Raw genomic sequence first — 15470 nt, forward strand, 5'->3', positions numbered from 1 at the left:
AGAAAGAAGACGCAAATGCTGCTTATCTCATGCCCCAACTGCGGCTCGCGCGACGAGACCGAGTTCCACTACGGCGGCCAGGCCCACGTGGCCTACCCGGAAAACCCGAACGAACTGACCGACAAGGAATGGGCCCATTTCCTGTTCTACCGGGAAAACACCAAGGGCATTTTCGCCGAACGCTGGCTGCACAGCACCGGCTGCCGCCAGTGGTTCAACATGCTCCGCGACACGGTCACCTACGACATCAAGACCGTCTACCCGATGGGCACGCCCCGGCCTGACCTAACGGCCAAGGCGGCCCCCGAATCCGGCACTGCCAGCACCGCCGCTGACAGCACCACCACCGGGAACGCCGCGCCCAGCGCCGCTGCCACCAGCATCGCCGAGGCCGCTCCAACAGCCAGCACCACCGCCCCGAAGGGAGCAACCAAGTGACTTCCCAGAACGCCCGCCTCGCTGCCGGCGGACGCATCGACCGCACCATCTCCTGGCGTTTCACCGTGGACGGCGAGGAATTCACGGGCCACCCCGGCGACACGCTCGCCTCGGCCCTGATTGCCAACGGCCGCATCACCATCGGAAACTCGCTGTACGAGGACCGGCCCCGCGGCATCATGTCCGCAGGCGTTGAGGAATCCAACGCGATGGTCAAGATCGCACCGCGCTTCCCCGGCGACGTTGCCGAGTCCATGCTGCCCGCCACCACCGTCTCCCTGGTTGACGGCCTGAAAGCAGAACTGCTCAACGGACTGGGCAAGCTGGACCCTGAGGAGGACCGCGCCGAATACGACAAGAAGTACGTCCACACCGATGTCCTGGTGATCGGCGGCGGCCCCGCCGGTCTCGCTGCAGCCCGCGAGGCCGCCCGGACCGGAGCCCGTGTCATCCTGATGGACGACCAGCCCGAACTGGGCGGGAGCCTCCTGTCCGGCTCCATCGCGCCTGAACTGGCCGAAACCATCGAAGGCAAGCCGGCGCTGGAATGGGTTGCGGACGTGGAAGCCGAACTGGTTTCCGGTGCCGAAACCACCGTCCTGAACAGGACGTCCGCCTTCGGCGCCTACGACGCCAACTACGTCATTGCGGTCCAGAACCGCACCGACCACCTCTCCAGCCCGGCGGCTTCCGGCGTCTCGCGGCAGCGGATTTGGCACGTGCGTGCTAATCAGGTGGTGCTGGCCCCGGGCGCACACGAACGCCCCCTGGTCTTCGAGAACAACGACCGCCCCGGCATCATCCTGGCCTCGGCCGTCCGCAGCTACCTGAACCGCTACGCTGTGGCCGCGGGGCAGCGCGTTGTCATCAGCACCACCAATGACAGCGCCTACGCCCTGGCCGCGGACCTGCGCGCCGCGGGCGTCAAGCTCGCAGCCGTGGTCGATGCCCGTCCCGCCCTCTCCGCGGTGGCAGCCGCCGCCGTCGAAGCCGGCACCCGTGTGCTGATCGGCAGCGCCGTGGCCAACACCGCATCCGGCGCCGCAGATGGCCGCGTTGAGGGCGTCACCGTCCGGAGCATTAACGACGACGGCGAACTCACCTCCGGCGTCGAAGAAATCGCCTGCGACCTGCTGGCAGTTTCCGGCGGCTGGAGCCCGCTGGTGCACCTGCACTCCCAGCGCCAGGGCAAGCTGCGCTGGGACGACGAACTGGCCGCTTTTGTGCCGAGCACCGTGGTCCCGAACCAGCAGACCATCGGTTCCGGCCGGGGCAGCTTTGAACTTGCGGACGTTCTTGCCGAGGGCATCTCCGCCGGTGCCGCCGCGGCCATCGCCGCGGGCTTCGCCTCCGAAACCCGGCCGGCCACCTTTAGTGAGCCGAAGGCCTCCGCGCCCACGCGGCAGCTGTGGCTTGTCCCGGGCCAGGAAGGAACACCGGACGATTGGCACCACCACTTCGTGGACTTCCAGCGCGACCAGTCCGTGGCCGATGTTCTCCGTTCAACCGGCGCCGGCATGCGCTCGGTGGAACACATCAAGCGGTACACCTCCATCAGCACCGCCAATGACCAGGGCAAGACCTCCGGCGTCAATGCGATCGGCGTCATTGCCGCCGCGCTGCGCACCGCTGGTGAAGCATCCCGGGGCATCGGCGACATTGGCACCACCACCTACCGCGCACCGTTCACCCCGGTGGCTTTCGCGGCGCTGGCCGGCCGTCAGCGCGGCGAACTGTTCGATCCCGCCCGCAAGACCTCCATCCACCCGTGGCACGAGGCCAAGGGCGCCCTGTTCGAAGACGTGGGGCAGTGGAAGCGTCCTTGGTACTACCCCCAGGGCGACGAGGACATGGATGCAGCCGTGCTCCGCGAGTGCGCAGCGGTCCGCGAATCCGTCGGGTTCATGGACGCCACCACCTTGGGCAAAATCGAAATCCGCGGCAAGGACGCCGGTGAGTTCCTGAACCGGATCTACACCAACGCGTTCAAGAAGCTCGCCCCGGGTTCCGCCCGCTACGGCGTGATGTGCGGCCCTGACGGCATGATTTTCGACGACGGCGTGACCCTGCGCCTCGATCCGGACAGCTTCTTCATGACCACCACCACCGGCGGCGCCGCCAAGGTTCTCGACTGGCTGGAGGAATGGCTGCAGACCGAATGGCCGGAACTCGACGTACGCTGCACCTCGGTGACCGAACAGTGGAGCACCATTGCCGTCGTCGGGCCCAAGTCCCGCGCCGTCCTGGCAAAGGTCGCCCCCGAGCTCGCCAAGGACGGCGGCCTGGAAGCAGAAGCCTTCCCGTTCATGACCTTCCGCGAAACCACCCTCGCCTCGGGCGTCCAGGCCCGGGTCTGCCGCATCTCCTTCTCCGGTGAACTTGCCTACGAAATCAACGTGCCGTCCTGGTACGGGCTGAACACCTGGGAGGCTGTGGCAGCTGCCGGGGCCGAATTCAACATCACCCCCTACGGCACCGAAACCATGCACGTGCTCCGCGCCGAGAAGGGCTACCCCATCGTCGGCCAGGACACCGACGGCACCGTCACCCCGCAGGACGCGGGCATGGAGTGGGTGGTCTCCAAGGCCAAGGAGTTCATCGGCAAGCGATCCTTCGCCCGGGCCGATGCGCAGCGCGAAGACCGCCGGCACCTGGTCAGCGTCCTTCCCGTGGACAAGACCCTGCGGCTGCCCGAAGGCACCCAGCTCGTGGTGAAGGGCATCCCGACGACCCCCGCCTACGGTCCGGTCCCCATGGAGGGCTTCGTGACCTCGAGCTACCACAGCGCCGCACTGGGCCGCTCCTTTGGCCTGGCTCTGATCAAGAATGGCCGTAACCGCATCGGCGAGACCCTCGTGGCCGCCGCCGGCGATCAGCTGGTTGACGTTGTTGTCGCAGAAACCGTACTTTTTGACCCCGAAGGAGCCCGCAAAGATGGCTAACACAGCAGAACTCAATGGCGTCAATGGGCTCCGGGACATCCGCCGCAGCCCCGCCTCACACCTCGCCCCCGCACTGGAGGCCGGCTCCGTCCCGGCAACGGTGGTCCTCAAGGAAGGCCCGTTCCAGACCATGGCGGGAATCCGGGTGGACTCCCGCTCCGAAGCAGGAGCACGGATCGCGGGCATCACCGGCGGCCTGCCGGCACGGTGTGGCGAGGTGACCGGCACGAGCGGCATCAGCGTGCTGTGGCTGGGACCCACCGAGTTCCTGGTGGTAGCCCCGGAACAGGCCCATGATTCCCTGGGCGGCAACCTCATCGCTTCCCTGACCGGAGCGCTGGGCGACGCGCCGGGCCAGGTGGTGGATCTGTCCGCTAACCGCACCACGTTCGAGCTCACGGGCCCGCGTGCCCGTGCGGTCCTGGAGAAGGGCTGCGCCCTGGACCTGCATCCGCGCAGTTTCACTCCGGGAACAGCACTGGCCACCGAGGTCGGCAACATCCCGGTCATCCTGCAGAAGGACGGTGAGGAAAGCTTCCGGCTCTTCCCCCGCGCCTCGTTCGCGGACTTCCTGGGCCGCTGGCTGCTCGATGCGATGCGCGAGTACGCCTCGCCTGAGGTCCCCTAAATGGCGCTCAGCGTCCTGGATTTGTTCTCCGTTGGCATCGGGCCCTCGTCGTCACACACGGTGGGCCCGATGCGGGCGGCGAAAATGTTCGCCGACGGGCTCAAGAGTGACGGCCACCTGAGCTCCGCGGTCCGGGTCCAGTCCGAACTGTTCGGTTCGCTCGGCGCCACCGGCCGGGGCCACGGTTCCGACAAGGCCGTGGTGCTGGGCCTGCAGGGCCTGGACCCGGAGACGGTGGATACCTCCACCGCTGACGATCAGGTGGCCGCGGCGGCCCTCGACGCCGAACTTATGATTGGCGGCGGCCACCGGGTGGACTTCAACTGGGACGAAGACGTGGTGCTGCACCGGCGCAAGTCTTTGCCCGCCCACCCGAACGGCATGACCTTCCGGGCGCTGGACCACGCCGGCGCCGTCCTCAGCGAACGGAGCTTCTACTCCATCGGTGGCGGCTTTGTCGTGGACGGCGACGCCGACGCGAATGACCGGGTGGTGGCCGACGCCACCATCCTCCCGTATCCATTCACCAGTGCGGACGAACTCCTGGCGATCTGCAAGCGCGAGGGAATGTCCATCTCCGACGTTATGCTCGCCAACGAGCTGGTCTGGCGCAGCGAAGCGGAACTCCGCGAAAAGCTGCTCGCTCTCTGGGCAGTCATGCGCGAATGCGTGGACAACGGCTGCGCCGCGGAAGGGATCCTTCCCGGCGGTTTGAATGTGAGGCGGAGGGCGCCGTCGTTGTTCCAGACCCTGACTGCAGACACGGGGGTCACCGACCCCCTGCGGGCGATGGAATGGGTGAATCTCTTCGCGCTGGCCGTCAATGAAGAGAACGCCGCCGGCGGGCGCATCGTCACGGCCCCCACCAACGGCGCGGCCGGAATCGTCCCCGCCGTCCTGCACTATTACGTCAAGTTCGTGCCCGGCGCCAACGACGACGGTGTGGTCCGCTTCCTGCTTGCGGCGGCCGCCGTCGGAATCCTGTTCAAGATCAACGCCTCCATCTCGGGCGCCGAAGTGGGCTGCCAGGGYGARGTGGGCTCRGCCTGYTCSATGGCYGCCGCKGGKCTSTGCGAGGTCCTGGGCGGCACGCCTGAGCAGGTGGARAACGCCGCSGAGGTGGGCATCGAACACAACCTGGGCCTCACCTGCGATCCGGTRGGCGGGCTCGTGCAGATCCCCTGCATTGAACGTAACGCCATCGCCAGCGTCAAGGCGATCAACGCCGCGCGGCTCTCCCTCCACGGGGACGGCAGCCACAAGGTGTCGCTGGACAAGGCCATCAAAACCATGCGCGAGACAGGAGCGGACATGAAGACCAAGTACAAGGAGACCTCCCGCGGGGGTCTCGCCGTCAACGTGATCGAGTGCTGAGCCATGGCTGCCATTCAGACTGAAACCTCCGTCCCCCAGGCGGAAACCACCGTTGAACACGTCCTGACCCTCGACTGCGCGGAGTCGCCCGGCATCGTCCACGCCGTCTCCGGCTTCCTGCTCGAACACGGCTGCGACATCCTGGACAGCAAGCAGTTCGGCGAGCGCGACGAGCGTCACTTCTTTATGCGTGTGCATTTTGTGTCCGACGGCGATGCCTCCACAGCGGATACGTTGCGTGCCGATTTTGGCCCGGTAGCGGAGCGTTTTGGGATGCGGTGGCGGCTGGAACCGCAAGGCTCCAAGCGCCGTGTGCTGATCATGGTCTCGAAGTTCGGGCACTGCCTCAACGACCTGCTGTTCCGCGCCCGGATTGGCGAACTGCCGGTGGACATCGTGGGCGTGGTCTCCAACCACACGGACCACCAGACGCTGGTGGAGTGGCACGGCATTCCGTTCTTCCACGTTCCGGTGACGGCAGCAACGAAGCCCGCTGCTGAGGCCCGGCTGCTGGAACTTGTGGACGAGTACGACGTGGAGCTGGTGATCCTGGCCCGCTACATGCAGGTCCTCAGCGACGAACTCACGCGGCGGCTGGATGGCCGGGCCATCAACATCCACCACTCGTTCCTGCCCAGCTTCAAGGGTGCCAAGCCGTACCACCAGGCCTATGCGCGCGGCGTCAAGACCGTGGGTGCCACCGCGCACTACGTCAACGCCGAGCTCGATGAGGGCCCGATCATCTCCCAGCAGACCGTGGAAGTGGACCACACGTACGGTCCCGAGGACCTGGTGGCCGCCGGGCGCGACACCGAGTGCAAGGCGCTGTCCAACGCCGTCCGCTGGCACTGCGAGGGCCGGGTCATCCTGCAGGGCAACAGGACAGTGGTGCTGCGGTAGCCCGCCACCCAATCCAGCACCCCGGCCGGACTCTGACGAGACCACCGCACATAAGGAAGCGCCCCGCGGCGGGCGGGGACTGCCGCAGTGAATCGAGCACCACGGAGCCATTGGCCCCGAGCGTGACGAGGACCTGCTGGAGCCCCCGCCCAGCGAAGCTCAGGCGGACCGCTTCCCAGTCGCCGGCATCCCCGTCGCTGCCGGGAATCTCGGCGGAACCGAGGAACTGCGCGGCCTCATGGGCGTTGACCAGCAGGACGTCCGTCAGGTCCGCCAACTGCTGCGGAATTTCCGCATAAGGCGAGAGGTTGAGGACCACTGTTGCGCCGGCGTCGTGCCCCGCCTGGGCGGCGGCCAGCACCGTCTCCATGCTGACTTCCAGGCAGAGGCACACGACGGCGGCGCCGTTGAAGACGTCCGCTGCCGCAACCACGTCCGCGGGCGACAGGGTGCCGTTGGCCCCCGCCGAGATGATGATGTTGTTCTCGCCGTTGGCATCCACGGCGATGACGGCAACGCCCGTCTCCGCAGGGGCGGTCCGGACATGCCCGAGGTGCACGCCCGCACCGGAAGCTGAGGTAATCAGCATCTCTCCGTTGGAATCGTCCCCCACCGCGCCGACAAGGTGAACCTCCGCGCCCAGCAGGCTCGCGGCGACCGCCTGGTTGGCGCTCTTGCCGCCCGGATTGACCGCGAAACCGTTGCCGTGCACCGTTTCGCCGGGCAGCGGCAGCCGTTCGCAGTAGATGGTGAGGTCAGCGTTCAGGGACCCGACGACGACGATCCGGCCGGCGGACTCTTGGCTCGTGGGGCTCATTCGGTCACCTCAGCCTCAACCGGCTTGGGGATCAGGAGCGAGGCCGCGAAGGCGGCCACGGTGATGACAAGCCCGGTGAGCACCACGCTCAGGTAGGACGCCTTGGCATCGCCCATGGCGGACGTGGCCACCAGTACCGCGGGCAGCACCAGGAAGCTCAGGCCGGCGCCGAGGTTGAAGGCGCCCGCGTTCATGCCGGGCAGGAAGCCCGGGTTACCGGCGGGTGAGAGGACAACTCCGAGTCCGTTCAGCATGATGTTGACCGTACCGGCGTACATGATGCCCAGCAAGACCGTGCCGGCGATCATCAGCGGAAGGCTGCTGAGGCCGAAGAACGCGATGATGGCCAAAGCTGCGATGCTGCCGAGCATGCCGACGCGCAGGACTTTGGTGTAGCCGAGGACCGGAGCGAGCCGGCCGCTGATGGGACCCACCAGCCAGCCGAGCAGCGCGTAGGGGGTGAGGATGATGAGGGACATTTCGGTGGGGCCGATGCCGAATCCAGGCGCGGCTGCCTGGACGTATGCAGGGACGATCCCGTTGATGACGGCGAAGATGCCGGTCATGGTCAGGGTGGTGGTCAGCAACGGTGCCCAGGTGGAGCGCTGGCGCAGGTGGACGGTTTCCACCATGGGCTGCTTGGCACGCTTTTCCACGGTCCAGAAGGCGTAGAACGCGGCGACGGCAACCACCACCAGTCCGATGGACAGCATCAGTGTGCCGGGCTCGAACCCGCCCACCAGCTTGGCGCCTTCATTGAGGGCTGTGAGGAGGGCTCCTACGGCGACCACGATGAAGAACACGCCCAGCCAGTCCATGGTGGTGCCGGCGGCCGGCTTGCTTTCGGCGGCGAGGAACGCGATGAGCGCCGTGGCCACGACGGCGAGGACCACCATCAGCCAGAAGATGCTGCGGAAACCGTAGTGCTCGGCGAAGTAGCCGCCCACGAAGGAGTCCACGCCGGCCACGCCGCCGTTGACTGCGGTGATCAGGCCCATGAGCGTGCCGTACTTTTTGGGGCTGCTGACGGCAGAGCGGAGCATGATGAGGCAGAGCGGGACCGTGGGTCCGCTGACACCCTGGATGATGCGGCCCACGAAGAGCCAGGTGACGTCCGGGGCCAGGGCGGCGATGACCGAGCCGACGGCCATCAGGACCATCATCCCGATCAGGATCTTCTTGCGCCCGATGATGTCGCTCAAGCGGGGCAGGAAGAGGGAAAACAGGGCGGCCGCGGTGAAGAACCAGGTCTGGGACAGGCCGATGGTGGCCTGGTCGGTGTGGAGCTCCTGGCCCATGGTCACCAAGGCGGGGCTGAGCATGGACGCGTTGAGCTGGAAGGCAACGCAGGCGGAGAGCAGGGCCACCATGAGGGCGGTGACGTTTGCGGTCTTGCTGTTGGTCAGGGCGCTCATTTACTTGGCCTCTGCAGTTGCCAGCTCGCCGGTTGCCGGCTCACCGATCCGGACCAGCGCGTCGGTGACCAGGTCCCAGAACCTTTTGTGGTCCAGGTCGACGGCCACGGACGTGTTGCAGTCTGCGGGTGCGGGGGCACGGAAATCGGCCACGGTCATGCCGAGCGTCAGTTTGCCCTGCAGTTCGATGTCCACGGGAACCTTGCGGGTGCTGACGATGCTGGGATCGATCACGTAGGCCACGGCACAGGGATCGTGGACGGGCGGGTAGTCGAAGCCCTGGGCGTCCTTGTAGGTCTTGGTGAAGAATTCCATCAGTTCCAGGACGAACTTGGCCGGGCCGGTGCCCACGGCGGCGATGTTTTCGACCACCTCGGGGGTGGCCAGGGCCTGGTGCGTGAGGTCCAGCCCCACCATCACCACAGGCCACTTCTCGTTGAACACGATGTGCGCGGCTTCGGGGTCGATGATGATGTTGAATTCGGCCACGGCGCTCCAGTTGCCCACGTGGTAGCCGCCGCCCATCAGGACAACTTCCTTCACGCGTTCCACGATGCGCGGTTCCTTGCGGGCGGCGAGCGCAATGTTGGTGAGGCCGCCGGTGGGGACGAGGGTGACCGTGCCGGGTTCGTGGGCCATCACGGTGTCGATGATGAGGTCGACGGCGTGGCGCGGGTCCAGTTCGATGGCCGACTCGGGCTGGGCGGGGCCGTCCATGCCCGTTTCGCCGTGGATGCTGGGCGCGGTTTCGATGGTGCGGACCAGGGGGCGGGCGCAGCCGGCGGCGAAGGGAACGCCGGTGATGCCGGCAATGGTCCCGACGGACAGTGCGTTCCTGGTGACCTTCTCGAGGGTCTGGTTGCCCACCACCGTGGTGACGGCCAGCAGTTCGATGTCCGGGTTGCCGTGCGCGAGCAGCATGGCCACGGCGTCATCATGCCCGGGGTCGCAGTCGAGGATGATCTTCCTGGGGGCGGGTTTCGTCGGTTGGGATTCCACGTTTGTTCTCCACGTCATTGGGGCCTGCCAGAGCAGCGGGCGAAAGCTATCAAAGCGATCATGACATTCGGAGAAGCATAACGTCAAGCGCTTAACGTTAGTGCACGTCAAGCGCTTGACGACGTGAGGGGCGGTCAATGCGCAGGGGAAAGAGCGACGCTGCGCATTGACCGCGCTCCCGCCTACTACGATCGGAGGATGGAATCCGTGGAACAGCAGCAGCAGCCCCTGCGTTCGCGACGGATCACGGCAGCCATGGTCGCTGCCCGCGCCGGCGTTTCGACGGCGACCGTATCCCTGGTGGCCAACGGCAAGACTGCCGGCCGGGTGTCGGAGGAGAATATTCGCCGGGTACGTGAAGCAATTTCCGAGCTCGGCTACGTGGTGGACAGCGTGGGCAGCTCGCTGGCCAAAGGGGTCAGCTCGATCGTCATCCTGGTTGCCCCGGACATCTCCAACCCCTTCTTCGCCAAGGTGATCGCCGGTGTCCGCGAGTCGCTTGGCGCCGACTATCAGCTGCTGCTGTCCGTCACCGATGCCGGTGAGTTTCCGCAGGCGGACGACGTGCGGAAACTGATGGCGCTCCGGCCGGCCGGGCTGCTGGTTGACGCTCCGAACGCCGGGTTTCTTGAGGATCTTGCTGTCGCCGGGCCGCTGGTGCTGCTCGACGCTCCGGGGCTGGAGGGCTATGCTCCGTCGGTGAATCTGGACGTAGCCTACGGGGCCCGGGAACTGGCCGCGCACCTCGCCGCTGCAGGGCATCACAAGGCTGCCTATGTGGACAGCACCACCGGCACAGCGACGTTCGCCCTCCGCCGGGAAGCCTTCCTGGCGGAGGCCGCGCACCGCGGGATCACGGTGGATTCCGATCACATCATCAGCACCACCATTGACGTCGGTGCGGCAGCGGCCGCCTTCGCCGCCGCATGGCCGGCGTGGCAGCGCGAGGGGGTCACCGCCGTCGCCTGCGGTACCGACACGCACGCCTACGGCGTGCTGCAAGAGGCACGCGTGGCCGGCGTGCAGATCCCGGGCCAGCTGGCCATAGCGGGCTTCGATGATTTGCCCTACTCCGCCACCAGCAATCCCAGCCTGACGAGCGTGCACCTGCCCGCAACCCCCCTGGGCCTGAAGGCCGGCGAGCAGCTGCGCCGCCTGATGGAAGGCCGCGAACTGGAGCAGCCGCAACTGACGCTCGAGAGCTCACTGGTAGTCCGTAACTCGACGTCATCCGTCGCGCCCGCCTAGACACGCACTGTCAGGCCCCCGCCGTAAGCTGGGTGCATGCCGAGTAACTGGGACAGCCTGGACGTCAGCCTCCGCGAATCCGTGCAGGAAAACGTGGAGCTCTACGAGCGCGTCCGCCCTGCCCTGAAGCTGGTCACTCATGATGTCCTCCTTGTCCTGCGTGACATGCTCAAGGACACCGAAGTCACCCCGCTGTTTGTCACCGGCCGGACCAAAACGGTGGAATCGTTCCGCGAAAAGATCTCCCGGATTGAGGAACCGCTGGAACCGGGCGGTCCTCCGGTGCTGAAGTTCCCGGACCCGTTCCGCACGCTGAATGACATGGTTGGCGTCCGCGTCATCACCAAGCTGCCCGCCGAAAATGCCTTGGCGGCGAACATCATCAAGCGCGAGCGGCAGGTGTTCGACTGCCGCGGGGACCGGGAGAAGGACATCGGCTCCATCGAGTCCGGCACGTACGGCTACTCCAGCCGACACCTCATCCTGCGCACCATCCAGAACGAGGCCGTCAAGGAGTACCAGCAGGTCTTTAATCCGGATGTCCCGCCCAATGGCAGCTACTTCTTCGAGTGCCAGATCCGCACCGTCTTCGCCCATGCCTGGAGCGAGATCGAGCACGACATCAGGTTCAAAGCCGAGGATCCGCGCGCCTGGACGCCGCATTTCGACCGGCAGTTCACGGCCACCGCGGCCATGCTGGAAACCGTGGAAGGTGCCTTCGCTGACCTGCACGAGCGCTACGAGGAGGTCCGCAGCTACTGGGACATGGATGGTGAGGGCGCCGCGCAACTCACCCCCAACCGGATCCGCGACGTCTGGCGGACGCTGCTGCCGCACGTGGACCGCAAGGTTGACGACGATTGGGGCTGGGCGGCGGAACTGATGGCGGCCCACGGGCTGAACCAGACCGTGCAGCTGGCCGGTCTGCTCAGTGCCCAGCGGATCACCGAGGTCCGCAAGGCCCTTGACCACCGCTACTCCCCCGGCCCGGACCGCCTGCTGGATGACCTCCTGCTCTGGCAGTACGGCACCAAACACATTGACCTCACCGCGGAGGCGTCCGACGCCGTCCCGCACCCGCGGCGGGACAGCCTCCTGCGGCGGCTGAAACAGATTGAACGCTACCGCCACACCAAGGCCACGTAACCTTTCCGGGCCGCCAAAAGAGGCGGCCGCCGTGGCGTAAATTATTCGGCACCACGGACAGTCAACTACCCTTGACTCATAGGGGCGGCTGTCATAAACGGACCCCCGATGCTTCCGGTTCCCGCCCCGCGGCACGATCCGGCACCCGTTTTGCCCCTCTCTGACAAGGATTCCGCCATTTCCACGGACGCATTCTTCGCCTCGCTCACCCGGGTCCGCAACGTCATCCTGCCGTCGGCCGTCCGGTCCTGGCTGAACACTTCCCGCGGGCTGCTCACCGGCTTCATCTTGGTGCATCTCGGATTCCTGATCTTCGGCGCCCTGCTCTCCCTCCGCGGCGAGGCGTTCAGCGACACCTTCATCTACCGTGACTGGGCAGCGGCCGGGTTCAACGAAGCGAACCTCAGCGGCGGCCCCAGCCCGTGGGTCTACCCGATCCTCGCGCTGATCCCGATGGCGCTGGCAGGACTGGCCGGACCGGGACCGTTCTTTTTCCTCTGGGTGCTCATGACAACGCTTCTTAACGGATGGGGCCTGGCAAAACTGACTGACCGCGGCCGCAACCAGGACGCGATCCCCGCCGGCTGGTGGTGGCTGGTCTTTACGCTGCTGATGGGCTGGCTGGGTTTCGCACGCGTGGACGGCCTCACGGCGCCCATCGTTTTGGTCGCCCTCGCCTACGGGGTGGGCAGGCCGTTCATCGCTTCGGTCATCCTTGCCGCCGCCACGTGGGTGAAGGTCTGGCCGGCCGCCGTGATGCTTGCCCTCTTCGCCGTCGTGAAGAACCGGCTACTGGTGGTGCTGGCCGGTGTGGCGACTTCCGCGGTCGTAGTGGCCCTCGCCGCCGTCGTGGGCAGTGTGCCCAAGCTGCTGAACTTCCTGACCCAGCAGGGTGACAGGGGCATGCAGCTCGAGGCGACGTTCACCACCCCGTGGCTGTGGCTGTCCGTGCTGAATATCGGCGACTCGCGGATGTACATGAACACCGACATCAACTCGATGCAGGTGGACGGCCCCGGTACGGCCGTGATGTCCGTGCTGATGCAGCCGCTGCTGATCCTGGCCGCGCTGCTTGTCGCCGGTCTGACGTTCTGGGCCCTGCACAACGGCAAGCTCCACCACGACGCCAACGGCGGCGGCGTGGACCGCACCGAACTGCTGCTCGCCGGAGCCCTCACCCTCACCACCGCGTTTGTGGTCTTCAACAAAGTGGGTTCGCCCCARTTCATGGTGTGGCTGGCTCCCGCCGTGGCAGTGGGCCTGGCGCACAGCTGGCGTGAATGGCGGGTCCCCGCGGCCATGCTGATCGCCATCGCCGTGGCCACGTTCTTTATCTACCCGCTGTTCTACGATGCCCTGAGCCACAACAACCCGCTCATGGCCGGCGTGTTGACCATCCGCAACGTCCTCCTGGTGGTGCTCTTCCTGTGGTCCGTCCGGCGCCTGTACCTGCTGGGCAAAAAGACTCCTGCGTCCGTTCCCGCGCTCAAGGAGTCCTAAGATTTCCACGACGTTCTTCGACCGGCTGGTCAGTGCCCGCAGCAAGCTCGTGCCCGCGCCCATGGTGGACTGGTTCGCCCGTCCGTCCAGCGTCTGGTGGGGCTTCGCGGTCATCCACCTGTACTTCCTTGGCTGGATGGCGTCGTTTTTCCTGAACGGCAACACCTTCAGCGACACCGAGCAGTACCGGCAGTGGGCCATGGACGGCTACAACCCGGAAAGCCTGGACGGGAAGATCAGTCCGTGGGTGTACCCGGTCCTGGCACAGATCCCGATCTTCCTCGCGAACATCGCCGGGCCCAGCCTTTACCTGCTCTGCTGGTTCCTGATCATCACCGCCCTCAACGCCGTCGGCCTCGCGTTTTTGACCCGTGGACCGCGGACAGTGCGCGGCATTGCCCCGGCCTGGTGGTGGCTGTTTTTCACCGTCTTTATGGGGTACCTCAGCTTCGCCCGGGTGGAGGGAATTACGGCTCCCATCGTCCTGATCGCCCTGCTCTACGCGGCTGAACGCCCTGTGGTGGCGGGTGTGCTGCTGAGCGTTGCCACCTGGATCAAGGTGTGGCCGGCGGCCGTCCTCGTGCCAATTGTGATTGCCAGCCGGAAGCGGATCCAGGTGCTGACCGCCGGCATCGCGGTCACCGCCGTCGTAGGCCTGGGCACCTACCTGTCCGGCGGCCTGCCCCACATCCTGGACTTCCTCACCAACCAGGGCGAGCGGGGCATGCAGCTTGAGGCCACCTTCTCCACGCCGTGGGTGTGGCTGAGCGTGTTCAACATCGCCGGCTCCAAGATGGCGGACAACACGGCCATCAACTCCACCGAAGTCTACGGACCCGGCGCATCGGTGGCCGCCTTCCTGATGCAGCCGTTGCTCATCGTCGCCGCCGTGGTGGCCGCGATCCTGCTGATCCGGGCGCTGAAGCGCGGCGCCGAGCGGGAGGAGCTCTTCCTCGAAGGCGCGCTCATGATGACCACGGCCTTCATCGTGTTCAACAAGGTGGGCTCGCCGCAGTTCATCATCTGGCTGGCGCCGGTGATCATCGCCGGGCTGACCCACGACTGGGACCGCTGGAAAGTCCCTGCCGCCCTGCTGATGGGGATCGCCATGACCACGTTCGTGATCTACCCGCTGTTCTACACCCCGCTCATCCACGCCCACCCCGTGATGGCTGCCATCCTCACCACCCGCAACGTGCTCCTGGTGGTGCTGCTCTGGTGGTCCGTGAAGCGGACCGCCGAACTTGGCCGGAAGACGACGGCGGTGCCGCAGGCGCGGGCCGCCTGAGCCTTCGGAAGGACTTATCGAAACCCGCCGAACAATCCGGTGGGCAGCGGCACGGCATCCCGAGGGGGCGGCGCAGGGGTTGACCGTCGGGCAGGGCCCAGGTCGGTGATATGTGCCATGCCGGCGCACTCACGCACTGCGGCAATTCCGGCGACAGCCGCGGGCTTGTCCTCAAAAGCCTCGGAGATCGCCACCACCGTTCCGTCAGGCGCGGTCAGTCGGAACCTGAAATGTGATTCCGCGTCGACGAATAGTTCAAACAAGCTGGCCATGGGTATCCTCCCGGTCAGCGGGCTCGTGCCCGCGCGGCGACAATGCCGCAATAGGTCCGACGGCGCTGTCGGGTTTTTCGGACCTCGTCAAGTCGATAGATCCCTCATGGATCGATCATCACCTGCCCAACAAGCTTGCCGCAGGCAATCATTCCGTTGCAAGGGTGGCCGGGCAATCAACAGGCAAAACCCATGGAATTCACAGGCAGGACGGTTGCCACCCGTGTCACAAAACAGCACCCTGCCTTCGACCGCGCGGCCAGAGGGGCCTACCCCAATAGGTAGTTTGAACCATCCCGAATTAGCGTTTCGCCTCCCTGCAAAAGACTGGACGATGGATGTCAGGACCACCCGTCCACACCCACCTGTAGTTCTCAACAGAAAGAAAACACCATCATGAAGCTTCAAGTTGCTATCGACCTCCTGACCACCGAAGCCGCCCTTGAACTCGCCGGCCAGGTCGCCGAATTCGTTGACATCATCGAGCTCGGTACCCCGCTGAT

14 protein-coding genes are annotated in these 15470 nt (G+C 66.1%); 10 read left to right on the forward strand and 4 right to left on the reverse strand.

Going from position 1 to position 15470, the window contains the following annotated elements; translation table 11 throughout:
• Nucleotides 1-15 precede the first annotated feature (15 nt).
• From AC1DIM_RS18645 to purU, 5 genes are read left to right on the forward strand one after another with little or no spacing between them, the layout of a single operon-like run.
• Nucleotides 16-438: a sarcosine oxidase subunit delta gene (locus AC1DIM_RS18645; RefSeq protein WP_477711987.1), complete on the forward strand. Its 423-nt coding sequence runs from the start codon at nt 16-18 to the stop codon at nt 436-438.
• Nucleotides 435-3380, forward strand: coding sequence for a sarcosine oxidase subunit alpha family protein (locus tag AC1DIM_RS18650; protein ID WP_477711988.1), 2946 nt, complete (start codon nt 435-437; stop codon nt 3378-3380). The genes AC1DIM_RS18645 and AC1DIM_RS18650 overlap by 4 nt, the downstream gene beginning before the upstream one ends.
• Nucleotides 3373-4008, forward strand: coding sequence for a sarcosine oxidase subunit gamma (locus AC1DIM_RS18655; protein ID WP_477711989.1), 636 nt, complete (start codon nt 3373-3375; stop codon nt 4006-4008). The genes AC1DIM_RS18650 and AC1DIM_RS18655 overlap by 8 nt, the downstream gene beginning before the upstream one ends.
• A complete protein-coding gene (locus AC1DIM_RS18660) occupies nt 4009-5382 on the forward strand; it encodes an L-serine ammonia-lyase (protein WP_477711990.1) in 1374 nt (457 codons plus the stop codon). It begins immediately after the preceding gene.
• Between the two features lie 3 nt (nt 5383-5385).
• Entirely contained in the window at nt 5386-6282 is an 897-nt protein-coding gene (gene purU, locus AC1DIM_RS18665; protein ID WP_477711991.1) for a formyltetrahydrofolate deformylase, read from the forward strand.
• On the opposite strand, the gene AC1DIM_RS18670 is transcribed toward purU, so the two are convergent.
• Genes AC1DIM_RS18670 through uriH form a run of 3 tightly spaced genes read right to left on the reverse strand, consistent with a single transcriptional unit; the run spans nt 6245 to nt 9531 of the window.
• Nucleotides 6245-7099 carry a ribokinase gene (locus AC1DIM_RS18670; RefSeq protein WP_477711992.1) on the reverse strand — a complete coding sequence of 285 codons (855 nt, stop codon included), beginning with the start codon at nt 7097-7099 and terminating at the stop codon, nt 6245-6247. The genes purU and AC1DIM_RS18670 overlap by 38 nt on opposite strands.
• On the reverse strand, nt 7096-8514 hold the full coding sequence (gene uriT, locus AC1DIM_RS18675; protein ID WP_477711993.1) for a uridine transporter UriT: 1419 nt from the start codon (nt 8512-8514) through the stop codon (nt 7096-7098). The genes AC1DIM_RS18670 and uriT overlap by 4 nt, the downstream gene beginning before the upstream one ends.
• On the reverse strand, nt 8515-9531 hold the full coding sequence (uriH, locus tag AC1DIM_RS18680) for a uridine-preferring nucleoside hydrolase UriH (RefSeq protein ID WP_477711994.1): 1017 nt from the start codon (nt 9529-9531) through the stop codon (nt 8515-8517).
• A gap of 180 nt (nt 9532-9711) precedes the next feature.
• Here uriH and AC1DIM_RS18685 point away from each other — a divergent pair, with 180 nt between their 5' ends.
• From AC1DIM_RS18685 to AC1DIM_RS18700, 4 genes are all read left to right on the forward strand, one after another.
• Nucleotides 9712-10761, forward strand: a complete 1050-nt coding sequence (locus AC1DIM_RS18685) for a LacI family DNA-binding transcriptional regulator (protein WP_477711995.1) — start codon at nt 9712-9714, stop codon at nt 10759-10761.
• Nucleotides 10762-10797: 36 nt separating this feature from the next.
• Nucleotides 10798-11907 carry a GTP pyrophosphokinase gene (locus tag AC1DIM_RS18690; protein WP_477711996.1) on the forward strand — a complete coding sequence of 370 codons (1110 nt, stop codon included), beginning with the start codon at nt 10798-10800 and terminating at the stop codon, nt 11905-11907.
• Nucleotides 11908-12084: 177 nt separating this feature from the next.
• Nucleotides 12085-13407, forward strand: coding sequence for a glycosyltransferase family 87 protein (locus AC1DIM_RS18695; RefSeq protein WP_477712002.1), 1323 nt, complete (start codon nt 12085-12087; stop codon nt 13405-13407).
• A 61-nt stretch (nt 13408-13468) separates the two neighbouring features.
• Nucleotides 13469-14695, forward strand: coding sequence for a glycosyltransferase 87 family protein (locus AC1DIM_RS18700; protein ID WP_477711997.1), 1227 nt, complete (start codon nt 13469-13471; stop codon nt 14693-14695).
• Nucleotides 14696-14709: 14 nt separating this feature from the next.
• Here the strand turns inward: AC1DIM_RS18700 and AC1DIM_RS18705 are convergent, their stop codons facing one another.
• Nucleotides 14710-14967 (reverse strand): YegP family protein, encoded by a 258-nt coding sequence (locus AC1DIM_RS18705; protein ID WP_477711998.1) that lies wholly within the window; start codon nt 14965-14967, stop codon nt 14710-14712.
• 396 nt (nt 14968-15363) lie between these two features.
• Here AC1DIM_RS18705 and AC1DIM_RS18710 point away from each other — a divergent pair.
• Nucleotides 15364-15470 (forward strand): orotidine 5'-phosphate decarboxylase / HUMPS family protein (locus tag AC1DIM_RS18710; RefSeq protein WP_477712003.1); only part of this gene is annotated, 107 nt, incomplete at its 3' end.

The sequence above is a fragment of the Pseudarthrobacter sp. 01T43 genome (assembly GCF_056398665.1).

Bases quoted from the DNA above. Each gene is read 5' to 3' on its own strand.
- AC1DIM_RS18645 (WP_477711987.1), top strand. From the start codon at position 16: ATGCTGCTTATCTCATGCCCCAACTGCGGCTCGCGCGACGAGACCGAG.
- AC1DIM_RS18655 (WP_477711989.1), top strand. From the start codon at position 3,373: ATGGCTAACACAGCAGAACTCAATGGCGTCAATGGGCTCCGGGACATC.
- purU (WP_477711991.1), top strand. From the start codon at position 5,386: ATGGCTGCCATTCAGACTGAAACCTCCGTCCCCCAGGCGGAAACCACC.
- AC1DIM_RS18670 (WP_477711992.1), bottom strand. From the start codon at position 7,099: ATGAGCCCCACGAGCCAAGAGTCCGCCGGCCGGATCGTCGTCGTCGGG.
- uriT (WP_477711993.1), bottom strand. From the start codon at position 8,514: ATGAGCGCCCTGACCAACAGCAAGACCGCAAACGTCACCGCCCTCATG.
- uriH (WP_477711994.1), bottom strand. From the start codon at position 9,531: ATGACGTGGAGAACAAACGTGGAATCCCAACCGACGAAACCCGCCCCC.
- AC1DIM_RS18685 (WP_477711995.1), top strand. From the start codon at position 9,712: ATGGAATCCGTGGAACAGCAGCAGCAGCCCCTGCGTTCGCGACGGATC.
- AC1DIM_RS18690 (WP_477711996.1), top strand. From the start codon at position 10,798: ATGCCGAGTAACTGGGACAGCCTGGACGTCAGCCTCCGCGAATCCGTG.
- AC1DIM_RS18700 (WP_477711997.1), top strand. From the start codon at position 13,469: ATGGTGGACTGGTTCGCCCGTCCGTCCAGCGTCTGGTGGGGCTTCGCG.
- AC1DIM_RS18705 (WP_477711998.1), bottom strand. From the start codon at position 14,967: ATGGCCAGCTTGTTTGAACTATTCGTCGACGCGGAATCACATTTCAGG.